At 73.8% G+C, this 12,833-nt stretch carries 12 protein-coding genes; 7 read left to right on the forward strand and 5 right to left on the reverse strand.

Going from position 1 to position 12,833, the window contains the following annotated elements; translation table 11 throughout:
• Positions 1-28 precede the first annotated feature (28 nt).
• On the reverse strand, positions 29-2,206 hold the full coding sequence (uvrB, locus tag BSL84_RS08440) for an excinuclease ABC subunit UvrB (protein ID WP_030028961.1): 2,178 nt from the start codon (positions 2,204-2,206) through the stop codon (positions 29-31).
• A 256-nt stretch (positions 2,207-2,462) separates the two neighbouring features.
• Here uvrB and BSL84_RS08445 point away from each other — a divergent pair, with 256 nt between their 5' ends.
• From BSL84_RS08445 to BSL84_RS08455, 3 genes are all read left to right on the forward strand, one after another.
• A complete protein-coding gene (locus BSL84_RS08445) occupies positions 2,463-3,383 on the forward strand; it encodes a glycerophosphodiester phosphodiesterase (protein ID WP_030028960.1) in 921 nt (306 codons plus the stop codon).
• A 35-nt stretch (positions 3,384-3,418) separates the two neighbouring features.
• Positions 3,419-3,982, forward strand: coding sequence for a methylated-DNA--[protein]-cysteine S-methyltransferase (locus tag BSL84_RS08450; protein WP_075970099.1), 564 nt, complete (start codon positions 3,419-3,421; stop codon positions 3,980-3,982).
• 318 nt (positions 3,983-4,300) lie between these two features.
• Positions 4,301-5,506, forward strand: a complete 1,206-nt coding sequence (locus tag BSL84_RS08455; protein ID WP_078848903.1) for an MFS transporter — start codon at positions 4,301-4,303, stop codon at positions 5,504-5,506.
• Here the strand turns inward: BSL84_RS08455 and BSL84_RS08460 are convergent.
• Complete coding sequence (locus BSL84_RS08460) at positions 5,496-5,900, reverse strand: cupin domain-containing protein (RefSeq protein ID WP_075970100.1); 405 nt, start codon at positions 5,898-5,900, stop codon at positions 5,496-5,498. The two genes, BSL84_RS08455 and BSL84_RS08460, sit on opposite strands and share 11 nt — an antisense overlap.
• Before the next feature lie 190 nt (positions 5,901-6,090).
• Between BSL84_RS08460 and BSL84_RS08465 the strand changes: the two genes are divergently transcribed.
• Complete coding sequence (locus BSL84_RS08465; RefSeq protein ID WP_075970101.1) at positions 6,091-7,035, forward strand: pseudouridine-5'-phosphate glycosidase; 945 nt, start codon at positions 6,091-6,093, stop codon at positions 7,033-7,035.
• A complete protein-coding gene (locus BSL84_RS08470; RefSeq protein WP_075970102.1) occupies positions 7,032-7,943 on the forward strand; it encodes a carbohydrate kinase family protein in 912 nt (303 codons plus the stop codon). The genes BSL84_RS08465 and BSL84_RS08470 overlap by 4 nt, the downstream gene beginning before the upstream one ends.
• Before the next feature lie 650 nt (positions 7,944-8,593).
• Here the strand turns inward: BSL84_RS08470 and BSL84_RS08475 are convergent.
• Positions 8,594-9,241 carry a uridine kinase gene (locus tag BSL84_RS08475; RefSeq protein ID WP_075970103.1) on the reverse strand — a complete coding sequence of 216 codons (648 nt, stop codon included), beginning with the start codon at positions 9,239-9,241 and terminating at the stop codon, positions 8,594-8,596.
• 93 nt (positions 9,242-9,334) lie between these two features.
• Here BSL84_RS08475 and BSL84_RS08480 point away from each other — a divergent pair, with 93 nt between their 5' ends.
• Positions 9,335-10,789 (forward strand): WGR domain-containing protein, encoded by a 1,455-nt coding sequence (locus BSL84_RS08480; protein WP_030032231.1) that lies wholly within the window; start codon positions 9,335-9,337, stop codon positions 10,787-10,789.
• Here the strand turns inward: BSL84_RS08480 and BSL84_RS08485 are convergent.
• On the reverse strand, positions 10,753-11,229 hold the full coding sequence (locus BSL84_RS08485) for a cupin domain-containing protein (protein WP_052680576.1): 477 nt from the start codon (positions 11,227-11,229) through the stop codon (positions 10,753-10,755). The two genes, BSL84_RS08480 and BSL84_RS08485, sit on opposite strands and share 37 nt — an antisense overlap.
• A gap of 148 nt (positions 11,230-11,377) precedes the next feature.
• On the opposite strand from BSL84_RS08485, the gene BSL84_RS08490 reads away from it, so the two are divergent.
• Entirely contained in the window at positions 11,378-12,061 is a 684-nt protein-coding gene (locus tag BSL84_RS08490) for a DUF2293 domain-containing protein (protein ID WP_075970104.1), read from the forward strand.
• Here BSL84_RS08490 and BSL84_RS37610 read toward each other — a convergent pair.
• Positions 12,054-12,737 (reverse strand): chaplin, encoded by a 684-nt coding sequence (locus BSL84_RS37610; RefSeq protein WP_324616519.1) that lies wholly within the window; start codon positions 12,735-12,737, stop codon positions 12,054-12,056. The two genes, BSL84_RS08490 and BSL84_RS37610, sit on opposite strands and share 8 nt — an antisense overlap.
• Positions 12,738-12,833 lie beyond the last annotated feature (96 nt).

Genomic DNA, 12,833 nt, shown 5'->3' on the forward strand with positions numbered 1-12,833 from the left:
TGACCCAACCCTACTGACCGGCCCCGGCTCAGGCGAGGCCCGCTTCCTTCATCTGCCGGAGCTCCTTCTTCAGCTCGCCGACCTCGTCCCGGATCCGGGCCGCGACCTCGAACTGGAGCTCCGCGGCGGCGGCGCGCATGCGGTCGGTCATCTGCTCGATGAGCGAGGCGAGTTCGGCGGCGGGGCGGTCGGTGAGCACTGCGGCGCCCTGCGCGCCCTTGGCCGATTTCGCACCCTTGCCGCCGTTCTTGGCGGCCTTGGCGCCCACCGGGGAGTGCGGGGCGAGGCCGCCGAGCGCCGGGACGGGTGCCTTGGCGCCCTTGCCCTCCTTCGCCTGCCGGTATCCGGTGCCGAGGAGCTGTTCGGTGTCCAGTTCCTCGCGGGCGATGGTGGCGACGATGTCGTTGATCTTCTTGCGGAGGGGCTGGGGGTCGATCCCGTTCGCCGTGTTGTAGGCGATCTGCTTCTCGCGGCGCCGGTTGGTCTCCTCGATGGCCTTCTCCATGCCCGGCGTGATCTTGTCCGCGTACATGTGGACCTGGCCGGAGACGTTGCGCGCGGCGCGGCCGATGGTCTGGATCAGGGAGGTGCCCGAGCGCAGGAAGCCCTCCTTGTCGGCGTCGAGGATCGCCACCAGGGACACCTCGGGCAGGTCCAGGCCCTCGCGCAGCAGGTTGATGCCGACCAGGACGTCGTACTCGCCGGCGCGCAGCTCGCGCAGCAGCTCGATGCGGCGCAGGGTGTCGACGTCGCTGTGCAGGTAGCGGACCTGGATGCCGAGCTCCAGGAAGTAGTCCGTGAGGTCCTCGGCCATCTTCTTGGTCAGGGTGGTGACCAGGACGCGCTCGTCCTTCTCGACGCGCTTGCGGATCTCGTGCACCAGGTCGTCGATCTGGCCCTCGGTGGGCTTGACCACGACCTCGGGGTCGATGAGGCCGGTGGGGCGGATGATCTGCTCGACGAAGCCGTCGCCGCGGGAGAGCTCGTACTTTCCGGGGGTCGCCGACAGGTAGACGGTCTGGCCGATGCGCTCCTGGAACTCCTCCCACTTCAGCGGCCGGTTGTCGAGCGCGGAGGGCAGCCGGAAGCCGTGGTCGACCAGGGTCCGCTTGCGGGAGGCGTCGCCCTCGTACATGGCGCCGATCTGCGGCACGGTGACGTGCGACTCGTCGATGACCAGGAGGAAGTCCTCCGGGAAGTAGTCGATGAGGGTGTTGGGCGCCGATCCCCGCTCGCGGTCGTCCATGTGCAGCGAGTAGTTCTCGATGCCGGAGCAGGAGCCGATCTGGCGCATCATCTCCAGGTCGTAGGTGGTGCGCATGCGCAGGCGCTGCGCCTCCAGCATCTTGCCCTGCTTCTCCAGCTCGTCCAGGCGCTCGGCCAGCTCGGCCTCGATACCGGCGATCGCCTTCTCCATGCGCTCCGGGCCGGCGACGTAGTGGCTGGCGGGGAAGACGTAGAGCTCGCGGTCCTCGCTGATGACCTCGCCGGTCAGCGGGTGCAGGGTGGAGAGGGCCTCGATCTCGTCGCCGAACATCTCGATGCGGACGGCCAGTTCCTCGTAGACCGGGAAGATCTCGATGGTGTCGCCGCGGACCCGGAAAGTACCGCGGGTGAAGGCGACGTCGTTGCGCGTGTACTGGATGTCGACGAAGCGGCGCAGCAGCTGGTCCCGGTCGATCTCCTCGCCCACCTTGAGCGCGACCATCCGGTCGACGTACTCCTGGGGGGTGCCGAGGCCGTAGATGCAGGACACGGAGGCGACGACGACGACGTCCCGCCGGGTCAGCAGCGAGTTGGTGGCGGAGTGGCGCAGCCGCTCCACCTCCTCGTTGATCGAGGAGTCCTTCTCGATGTAGGTGTCCGACTGCGGTACGTAGGCCTCGGGCTGGTAGTAGTCGTAGTACGAGACGAAGTACTCGACGGCGTTGTTCGGCAGGAGCTCGCGGAACTCGTTCGCCAGCTGGGCGGCGAGGGTCTTGTTCGGCGCCATGACCAGGGTGGGGCGCTGAAGCTTCTCGATCATCCAGGCGGTGGTCGCCGACTTGCCGGTGCCGGTCGCACCCAGCAGGACGACATCCTTCTCACCTGCGCGGATGCGCTTCTCCAGCTCGGCGATGGCCGCCGGCTGGTCGCCGCTGGGCTGGTAGGGGCTGACGACCTCGAAAGGCGCCACCGTGCGTTCGATCTTCGATACGGGCCGCATGACTCAACCGTACGACCCTCCACTGACACTCACGCCTCCCGCCGGGCCCCGGCACGCTCCGGGCCGCGCCGCCGGGCGGGGCGGGGCTGCGCCGCCGGGCGGGGCGGGCGTCATCCGTTCTGGTCCGTTTGTCGTAGTTCGGTGGCGGCTCGGTGATCTTCAACCCCATGATCGCGGTGAAGTGCATCGCCACAACGTCTGCCGCTCCGCATCCGTCTGACGCAGGAACAGGGCTCACGACCCGAGGAGAACGCACATGTACGTCCGACCCGCCGCCGCGGCCGCCGCCGCATTCCTGGGCCTCACCCTCACCCTGCTGGGCGGGACGGCGTCGTCCGCCGCCACCGGCCCGGGATCCGCCCCCGGCCCGGGATCCGCCGCCGGACCGTTCGGGCTCGGGGGGCCCGTCGTGTACGCCCACCGGGGGGCCTCGGCGTACGCCCCGGAGAACACCCTCGCAGCGGTCGACCTGGCGATGCGCCTGGGCTTCGACTGGGTCGAGAACGACGTGCAGCGCACCAAGGACGGCGAGCTCGTCGTGATCCACGACGACACCCTGGCCCGGACCACGGACGTCGAACAGCTCTTCCCGGACCGCAAGCCCTGGAGGGTCAAGGACTTCACGGCGGCCGAGATCGCCCGGCTCGACGCGGGCGGCTGGTTCGGCGAGGAGTACGCGGGCGCCTCCGTGCCGACCCTGCGGCAGTACCTCGACCGGGTGCAGCGCAACCGGCAGCGGCTGCTGCTGGAGATCAAGAAGCCGGAGCTCTACCCGGGGATCGAGGAGCAGACCCTGAAGGTGCTGGGCGAGGCGGGCTGGCTCGACGCGCGCCACGTCTCGCAGCGCCTGGTGGTGCAGAGCTTCAGCGCGGACTCCGTACGCATCGTGCACGGGCTGCGCCCCGACGTGGTGACCGCGTTCCTGGGAACCCCGCCGGTGGCGGACCTGCCCCGGTACGCGGAGTTCACCGACCGGATCAACCCGTGGCACACCACCATCTCGGCCGACTGGGTCGCGGCGGTGCACGGCCTGCTGGGGGCGCACGGCAGGGCGATGGAGGTGGACACCTGGATCGTGGACGACGCGGCGACCGCCCGGAAGGTCCAGGAGATGGGCGTGGACGGCATCATCACCAACGCCCCGGACGTGGTACGGGAGGCGGTCGGCGGCTTCTGACCGGCCCTGTCGGAGCCGGGCCGTACCGTGGACGGGTGGACAGCACCGAGCGCCCCCGCGGGCCGCACCTCGAATGGACCGTCGTAGCCGGCGACATCGGCCCCCTGCTCCTGGCCGCGACCCCGGAGGGGCTGGTCCGGGTCGAGTTCCATGCCGGCCCGGACCGGGTCGACAGGATGGTCGGCCCGCTCGTCTCCCGGCTGGGCGCCGACGCCCGGCGCCCCGAGCCGGGCGAGGAGGTGCTGCTGGCCGAGCCGGTGCGCCAGATCGCCGCCTACTTCGCCGGTTCGCTGCGGCGCTTCGACCTGCCGCTGGACTGGCGCCTCAGCTCCGGCTTCAACCGGCAGGTGCTCCAGGAGCTGGACCGCTCCGTGCCCTACGGGTCGGTCGTCGGCTACGGGGAGCTGGCCGCCCGCACCGGACAGCCCGGCGCCGCCCAGGCCGTGGGCAACGCGATGGGATCGAACCCGCTGCCCCTGGTGGTGCCCTGCCACCGGGTCGTGGAGAACGACGGCGGCATCGGGGGGTTCGGCGGCGGCGTGGAGACCAAGCGGCAGCTGCTCGCGCTGGAGGGAGTGCTCCCGCAGCCGCTGTTCTGAGCGTCCCCGTGCCCGCAGGTTCCGCCGGGGCCGGGCGGGACGCCCCTGGCAGCATGGGGCATACACGGCTGTGACGGCTGTGACCTGCGAGAGCAGCCATGAGGACGGCACGGTTCCGCCCAGCGGTAAGGGGTGGCACACTGCGGCGGTGACTACTGCTGCCGCCGCACCCGGCCCCACCACCTCCCCCGCGCCCCGCGCCGCGCGCCCGCGAGGGCGGGGCCCGGCGTGACCGCCTCGCCCGGCACGGACCGGCCCGCCCCGCCACTCGGCCTTCCCGACATCGCGCGGCTCCGCAAACGCACCTCCCGCGTGCTCATGGCCGGCCAGATACTCGGCGGCCTCGGCGTGCCCATCAGCATCGCCCTGGCCCCCGTGCTCGCCACCGAGGTCAGCGGCACCGAGGCACTGTCCGGCTTCGCCTCGACCGCCTCGGTGATCGGCACCGCACTGGTCTCGCTGCCGCTCGCCGCCCTGATGACCGCGCGCGGCCGGCGCCCGGGTCTGGTCCTGGCCTACGGGATCGGGGCCGTCGGCGCGGGCCTCGTCGTCCTGGCCGCCACGATCAGGAGCTTCCCGCTGCTGCTGCTCGGCATGGCGGCCTTCGGCGCCGCCTCCTCCGCCAACCTCCAGGCCCGGTTCGCCGCCGCGGACCTCGCCGCCCCCGACCACCGGGCCCGGGCCATCTCGGTCGTCGTGTGGGCGTCCACCCTCGGCGCGGTGCTCGGCCCGAACCTGTCCGCTCCGGCGAGCCGCAGCTTCGCGGGGACCTCCATACCCGAGACGGCGGGCCCCTTCGTGTGGGCCGCCGTCGTGTTCGTGCTGACCGGGGCGCTGATCGCCGTACTCCTGCGCCCCGACCCCCTGCTGACGGCGCGGGCGCTCGCCGCACCCGGGGAGCAGGGCCGCGAGGCCCGCTCGATCCGCGCCGGGATCGCCGCCGTGCGGTCCTCGCCACGGGCCCGGCTCGCCCTCCTCACCGTCGCCGTGTCCCACACCACCATGGTCTCGATCATGGTCATGACCCCGGTGGACCTGGGCCACCACGGCGCCGGGCTGGAGCTCGTGGGGCTGGTGATCAGCGGTCACATCGCGGGCATGTTCGCCTTCTCCCCGCTCATGGGCTGGCTCGCGGACCGGCTCGGACGGCTGTCCGTGATCGGCCTCGCCGCGGGACTGCTGTCGGTCGCCGCGCTGCTCGCCGGGACGGCCGGTCCCAGCCACGGCCGGAGCGCGCTCGGCCTCTTCCTGCTCGGCCTCGGCTGGTCCGCGGGGATGGTGTCCGGATCGGCCCTGCTGACCGACTCGGTGCCGCAGGCCGCGCGGGCGGCCGTACAGGGCCTGAGCGACCTCACGATGAACACCGCCGCGGGGGTCGGCGGGGCCGCCGCCGGCGTGATCATGTCCCAGGCGGGCTACGGCTGGTTGAACGCCGTCGGTGCCTCGCTGTTGCTGCCGATGGGGGCGCTCGCCCTGTACACCGCGCGACGCCACCCCGCGGATTCCAAGGGGGTCAGCAGCTGATGTGGTAGGCCTTGCGGAGCGTCTCGTGGACGGTCCAGACGGTCTTGTCCCCCTCGCGCAGGACGCAGGCCGAGCCCGGGCCCACCTCCAGCGTCGCCCCGCCCTCGACATCGACGGTCGCGCGTCCGCTGACCACCACGAACAGCTCGTTCGCCTCGACGTCGGTGACCACGCCCGGGGTGATCTGCCAGATCCCGCGCACCTGGGTGCCGTCGGCCGACTCCCACAGGACCTTGCCGGTGACGACCGGGTCGCCGGAGACGATCTGTGCGGGGTCGAGGTCCTCGGGCTCCAGCTCCACGTCCGCCACGTCGACGGCGAAGGAGGCGGGGGCGGAAGCGGAGGCGGGGGCCGGGGCGGGGGCGGGGGCGTCGGAGTGATCGCTGGTGCTCATGGCGCGCCAGCCTAGTTCGGTCCGCCCGGGCGGCGCGGTGGCCACAGCGTCCAGGAACGGACCGGCCCGCGAGTCACCCTGTCCATTGGGGACCGGCGCGGGGGCGGCGGGCGGCGCTACTCGGACAGCTTTGGTGCGGGTGTGACAGGAGTGCGTTTGGGGGCGCCGACCGCGTGCCATGGATGGGTACATGTCACAGCACAGAGCAACCGCAGCCCCGTCCGGTGTACCGGTCCTGTCGGAAGAGGTGCGTGAGGCGCTCGACCGGGGCAGGCCCGTGGTGGCCCTGGAGTCGACGATCATCGCGCACGGCCTGCCCCGCCCCCGCAACCTGGAGGTGGGCCTCGAACTGGAGGAGCTGGTCCGCGCGGAGGGCGCCGTTCCGGCGACCGTCGCGGTCGTCGACGGCGTGTCCCGGGCGGGCCTGGACAAGGCCTCGCTGGAGCGGATCGCGACCGGCGACGGTGTGCGCAAGCTCGGCCACCGGGACCTGGCACCCGCGCTGGCGGCGGGCGCGACCGGGGCGACGACGGTGTCCGCGACGGCCTTCCTCGCGGCCAGGGCGGGCCTGCGGGTCTTCGCGACGGGCGGCCTGGGCGGCGTACACCGCGAATGGGCGCAGACGCAGGACGAGTCGGCGGACCTCTCCCTGCTGGCCCGGACCCGGATCACGGTGGTGTGCGCGGGGGTGAAGTCGATCCTGGACGTGCCGGCCACCCTGCAGCGGCTGGAGACGCTGGGGGTGGGGGTGCTGGGGTACGGCACGGAGCGGTTCCCCGGGTTCTACCTGGCCGATTCGGGTGAGCCGGTGGACTGGACCGTGCACCGCCCGGAGGAGGTCGCGGCGGTGATGGCCGCTCAGGACGCGCTGGGCGGCCCGGAGTCGGCGCTGCTCGTGGCCAACCCGGTGGCGGCCGCCGAGCAGCTGGATCCGCAGCTGCACGACCGGGTGCTGGCCGAGGCGCTCACCGAGTGCCGCAAGCAGGGTGTGACGGGGCAGGCGGTGACGCCGTTCCTGCTGGGGTACCTGGTACGGGCCACGGGCGGAGCCTCGCTGGAGGCCAACCTGGCGGCGGTACGCGGCAACGTGCGGCTCGGAGCCCGGATCGCCGGGGCCTGGGCGGCGCGGGCGTGACCGCGCCGGGTGCGCTGCTCGTCGTCGGGGACGTGGTGACGGACGTGGTGGCCGTCCACACGGAGCCGCTGGCTCCGGCCACCGACACGGCGGCCCGCATCCGCACCCTGCCGGGCGGGGCGGGGGCCAACGCGGCGTGCTGGGCCGCCCGTACGGGGGGCGCGGAGGTACGCCTCCTCGCGCGGGTGGGCGCGGAGTCGGCGCGGTGGCACGAGCGGGCCCTGGTGGACGCGGGGGTGCGGCCGCGGCTGGTGGTCGATCCGGAGGAGCCGACCGGGACGGTGGTGGTCCTCGTCGGCAAGGACGCGGAGCGGACCTTCCTGACCGACAGCGGTGCCTCGCTGCGGCTGTGCCCGGCCGACTGGGATCCGTCCCTGCTGGACGGTGTGGCGCACCTGCACCTGTCCGGTTATCTGTTCTTCGCGGACGGCAGCCGGGAGCTGGCCACGGTCGCGCTGCGGGCGGCGCGGACGCGGGGGGTGCCGGTGAGCGTGGATCCCGCGTCGGCGGGGTTCCTGGCGGCGCTGGGCCCGCGGCGCTTCCTGGACGCCGGGGCGGGGGCGGAGGTGCTGCTGCCGAACGAGGACGAGGCCCGGCTGCTGGCGGGGCTGCCGCGGGGGGCGGGGACAGGGGTGGCAGCGGCGGCGGCGGCGCTGAGCCGGCGGGTGCCGCTGGTGGTGGTGACCCGGGGCCCTGCGGGGGCGCTCGTGGCCGAGCGGGGCCGGATCACGGCGGAGGTGGCTGCCACCGAGCCGGCCGGGCCGGTGGTGGACTCCACGGGCGCCGGCGACGCCTTCACCGGCGCCTTCCTCGCCTCCCGCCTGACCGGAGCGGACCCGACGGAGTCGGCCCGCGCCGGCTGCCGCGCGGCAGCCGCCGCCATAACCCACCCGGGCGCCCGCCCCTGACCCCCGACTCCCCACTTCAGCCCTGCCGCCGTTGCGCGGCTCAGGGCCGGACCCCGCGCCAAGCCCAGCCGGGGCCACCCGACTTCAGCCCCCGCCGGCGCTCCAGGCGCGGGCCCGGGCAGCGCCCGGCTCCTGGCCCCACCCAACCCACCACACCCCCGGCCGGGCCGCCCCACTTCAGCCCGCCGACGCTTGAGGCGCGGGCCCGGACAACGCCCAGCTCCTGGCCCCACCCAGCCCCGCCACCACACCCCCGGCCGGGCCGCCCCACTTCAGCCCCGCCGGCGCTTGAGGCGCGGGCCCGGACAACGCCCGCCTCCCGGCCCCACCCAACCCACCGCACCGCCCGGCCCCGCCGTCCGACTTCAGCCCCGCCGGCGCTTGAGGCGCAGGTCCGGACAGCGCCCGCCTCCCGGCCCCACCCAGCCCACCACACCCCCGGCCGGGCTGCCCCTACTTCCAGCCCGCCGGCGTTTGAGGCGCGGGCCCGGGCAGCGCCCGGCTCCTGGCCCCACCCAGCCCCGCCACCGCACCGCCCGGCCCCGCCGTCCGACTTCAGCCCCGCCGGCGCTTGAGGCGCGGGTCCGGGCAGCGCCCGGGGAACGGTGGAAGGGCGGGGTGGGGCGGAAGCCCCGCGCAGCGGTACCGCGTCACCGCCCCCGGATCCCGGTCCAGGCGGGATGCCTGGGATCATCCGCGCGCACCACCACGTCGGCGGCGGCGCCCGGATCCACCTCCGCCTCGTAGCGGGCGAACGCCGCCCCCGTCCACCGCTCGGACTCCTCGGTGCGCCGCGCGAGCGCCCCCGCGGAGAGCCGGACGTGGACCGTCAGGTCGAAGGGGAACCACCGCCCCAGCAGCAGCGGACCGTGCACCAGCAGCACACCGCCGGCCGGGAGTTCGGCGTAGGGGCTGCGGGTGGCCCGGTCGGTCACCGGGTCCCACAGGTCCGGCAGCACGCGTCCCGTCCCGCCGGGGTCGGTCGGTCCGAACACCTCCCGCCAGAGCGCGGCCGTGTCGTACCAGCCGTCCAGGTACGCGTCCACGTCCTGCCGGCCGAACTCGAAGCGGAGGGAGGCCGGCCGCAGGAAGCCGGCGGTCGGCACCACCAGGACCGAACGCCCTCGCAGCCTCAGCTCGTCCGCGAGCCGCCCGGCGAGGGCGCCGGTGTCGGCCGCGGGCGCTCCGTCGATGCCCACGCGCTGCCAGGCGCCGGGCCCGGGGGTGTGGTCCGGGTCGTCGAGGTGGCCGGCGAGCCGCTCGGCCATCCGCTGCCATGTGATCGCTTCCCACTGCACCGGCCCATTGTCAGTGCTCGGCCGTAGCTTTTTCTCACGAGGGATCACCGCGGAAACGGCGCCGGTGGACCGGTTTTCGGGGAGGGGTCTGTCATGGCTCGGGAGACGACGTATCTGGAGCTGTCGCAGGACGGCGGCGGGGCGCACAAGTTCTACGAGGTGACCGTGGACGGCACGGCCGTCTCGGTGCGCTACGGCCGCATCGGCGCGCCGGGCCAGTTGCAGAGCTCTTCCTTCCCGACCGCGGAGAAGGCCCGGGCGGCCGCCGCGAAGAAGATCGGGGAGAAGGTCCGCAAGGGGTACGCGCCGGCCGTGCAGGGGCAGCGCGCCGCCCGGGCGGTGACGCGCCGCCAGGTGGCGTCGGCGCCGTCGACGGCGCGTGCCGTGGCGCCGGTGCTGTGGCGTTTCCGCACCGGTTCCGCCGCCTTCGGGATCCATGTCGACGAGGACCGCTGCTGGGTCGGCAACCAGGCCGGCGACGTGTACACGCTGAGCCACGGCGGTGAGGTGCTGGCGCGCTATTCACTGCCGGACGGGGTGAAGTGCCTGGTGGCGGACGAGTTCTGGATATACGCGGGCTGTGACGACGGCACGGTGTACGACCTGTCGTCGAAGGTTCCCTTCGGTGCCTACGCCATCGCGGCGGACGTGGACATCTACTGGCTGGACATCCACGAGGGCGTGCTCAACGTCTCCGACGCGAACGGCGGCCTGACCGTCATCGACCACGAGGACGAGCACCAGTGGTCGCGGAAGTCCGCCGGGAGGGGTGCGTGGATGGTCCGGGCCGACGAGCGGGCGGTCTACCACGGGCACAGCGGCGGTGTGACGGCCTACGCGGCGGACGGCACCGGGCAGTTGTGGCACAGCGCCACCCCCGGCGGTGTCCTGTTCGGCTGGCAGGAGGAGCACTCGGTGTACGCGGGCACGGTCCGCAACACCGTGCAGCGGCTGTCGAAGGCCTCGGGGGCGACGGAGGCCGTGTACCGGTGCGACGCGGCGGTGTATTCGTGCGCGACCTCGCCGGACGGCCGCCACGTCTTCGCGGGCGACTCCTCCTCCTCGGTCTACTGCTTCGACGCGGAGGGGAACCGGCTGTGGAAGCTGGGGACCGGGGGCGGTTCGGCGCTGTCGATGCAGTATCTGGACGGGCGGCTGTACCTCGTCACCACGGACGGCTCGCTGGTCTGCGTGGACGCGAGCGAGCAGGCGATCGCGGCGGCCCAGCAGGGTTCGGTGCCGGCGCCGATGGACGTGAAGTCGGCTGCCGCTCTGCCGGTGTTCACCCCGGCCGCGTCGGCTGCGGCGGTGGCGACGGTGTCCATGGCCGCGGTGGCCTCGGAGCCGGCGGGGGGCGTGGTGGTGGAGTGCGTCCAGCAGGGCGGCCGGGTGCGGGTGCAGGTGGTGTCGAGCGGCTTCGAGCCGTCCTGGAACGTGCAGTTCCCGCGGGGGATCCGGGAAGCCGGCGCCCGGTACGTGGTGGACGGTCTGCACGCGGCCTCCGGGGGCTTCTACCGGGTCCGCGGGGAGATACGCCGACTGGTGTGAGGCGGGCCGCCCGGCTCGGCCGGCGGCTGCGGCGGCTGCGGGGGGTGCCGGCGGCACACGTCCCGGGTGGCACCGGCGGGGGCGGGCACGGGTATGGAGAAGGGCGTCCCCTCGGGAAGCCGGGGGGTGACGTGGAGCACGACCGGCTCGGTGCCGAGGTTGTGTCCCAGGTGTATGTGCCCGATGCCCGCGGGCTCCAGGAAGGTGGTGCCGGGCCGGTGCACCTCTTCGGTGAGGTCGTGCAGGACCCGGGTCAGGGTGCCCGACAGGACGACGGCTTCGAGCCGCACGCGGTGGAAGTGCCAGCCCGTGCAGCCGCCCGGTGGGATGACGATCTCCCGGCCGGCGGGGATCGTGGTGACGCAGGACCTGCCGGTGCCGATGTCGAAGCCGAAGCCGGTCACCTGCGGCCGTGCCGTCGTCGTCCGCCGTGTGCCCATGTGCTCCTCCTCGGTGGACCGGCCCCGGTGGTCCCCGGTCCACGGCCCACGGTAGGAGGGATCAGGCCGATCAAGGAAGAGTGGGCGAAACCCCAACCTCCCGTGCCCACCAGGTGATATGAGGGGCGGGGGGCGGTATCACACCTGTATGAGCCTGGTCGTCTTCGAGTCGGTGAAGCAGATCCACTGCGCGGAGTGCCGGAGCGGTCCGCTCCGGCACCTGGTGCGCGAGGCCGGTGTGCCCAGGTGCCTGGACTGCGCGGACCTGGGGCACCTCGTCTACCTGCCGCGCGGGGACACCGCGCTCACGCGGCGTGCCCGCGAGGCCAGTTCACTGTCCGCGGTCGTGGTCCGCTTCCACAGGCGGCGCCGCCGGTACGAGCGCCTCGGGCTGCTCGTCGAGGATGCCGCGCTGGCCGGCGCGGAACGCGCCTGTCTCGCGGACTCCGAGGCCCGGGCCCGCCGCCGGGAGCGCGACCGGCTGCGTCGTGCGGCGGAGGACGTCCGCTTCACGGCGGCCTTCGCCGCCGAGATAGTGCGGCTGTTCCCCGGCTGCCCGGCCGACCGGGCCGTGGCCATCGCCACGCACGCCTCGGTGCGCGGCAGCGGCCGGGTGGGCCGCACCGCCGCCGGGCGGTCCCTGGACGAGACGGCGGTCTCGGTGGCGGTCCGCGCGGCGGTCCGGCACACCGACACCGAGTACGACGCGCTGCTGATGGCGGGCGTCCCCCGCTTCACCGCTCGCGCCCGGCTCGCCCCGCGGATCGACGCCATCCTCGACGGATGGCGCAGCGTGCCGCGGGATCGGGCTCAACGAGGGTGGGCTAGTTGAGCCGGAAGCGGCGGTAGAGCATGGCGCCGCCGAGCAGCAGCGCGCCGCCGGCGGGCAGCATGTAGCCGACGCCGTCCGCTCCGGTCTGGGCGAGTGCCTCGCTGTGCCGCGGGGGCTCGGGCGGGGTGACCTCGGTGACGGGCGAGTTCGGCGAGGTCGGGACGGCCGGGGTGACCGGCTGCTCCACGACGGGCGGCTGCACGGGCTTGCCGGGGCCGGGCTGTTCGGCGTTGACGGACGTGTTGCCGTGCGAGGGGTTCCCGATGCCGACCACGTTGACGGAGTTGCCGCTGACGTTGACCGGGAGGTCCACGGGGAGCTGGAGGCCGTTGCCGGACAGCACTCCGGGGGAGTTGGCCGTCTGACCGCTCGCGACCGCTCCGCCGCCGTTGCCCGCCGCCGGCGTCGACCGGTCCGACCCGCTCTGGCCGGAGTGCGCGCCGCCGCCCTGCGAGGTGTTCGTACAGCGGTTGCCGGCGGCCGGGTTCAGCAGGCCGACGACGTTCACCGTGTTCCCGCATGCGCTGACCGGTACGTTCACCGGGAGCTGCACCAGGTTCCCGGACAGCAGTCCCGGCGAGCGCTCGGCCGTGCCGCCCGCGTCCGCGTCGGCGTGGGCGAGCCCGCTCACGCCCGCGACCGCCAGACCGCCGCCCGCGACGACCGCCGCGATCAAGCCATTTCGACGACTGTGACGCATCACTTTCCTGCCTTCCGGTGGATTAAGGGGCCTTGCCCCACCGGTAAACAACGCCTCCAAACCCATACGGGT

The organism is Streptomyces sp. TN58, from assembly GCF_001941845.1.
Lineage (GTDB): Bacteria > Actinomycetota > Actinomycetes > Streptomycetales > Streptomycetaceae > Streptomyces.

Bases quoted from the DNA above. Each gene is read 5' to 3' on its own strand.
- uvrB (WP_030028961.1), bottom strand. From the start codon at position 2,206: ATGCGGCCCGTATCGAAGATCGAACGCACGGTGGCGCCTTTCGAGGTC.
- BSL84_RS08445 (WP_030028960.1), top strand. From the start codon at position 2,463: ATGTACGTCCGACCCGCCGCCGCGGCCGCCGCCGCATTCCTGGGCCTC.
- BSL84_RS08455 (WP_078848903.1), top strand. From the start codon at position 4,301: ATGGCCGGCCAGATACTCGGCGGCCTCGGCGTGCCCATCAGCATCGCC.
- BSL84_RS08460 (WP_075970100.1), bottom strand. From the start codon at position 5,900: ATGAGCACCAGCGATCACTCCGACGCCCCCGCCCCCGCCCCGGCCCCC.
- BSL84_RS08465 (WP_075970101.1), top strand. From the start codon at position 6,091: ATGTCACAGCACAGAGCAACCGCAGCCCCGTCCGGTGTACCGGTCCTG.
- BSL84_RS08480 (WP_030032231.1), top strand. From the start codon at position 9,335: ATGGCTCGGGAGACGACGTATCTGGAGCTGTCGCAGGACGGCGGCGGG.
- BSL84_RS08485 (WP_052680576.1), bottom strand. From the start codon at position 11,229: ATGGGCACACGGCGGACGACGACGGCACGGCCGCAGGTGACCGGCTTC.
- BSL84_RS08490 (WP_075970104.1), top strand. From the start codon at position 11,378: ATGAGCCTGGTCGTCTTCGAGTCGGTGAAGCAGATCCACTGCGCGGAG.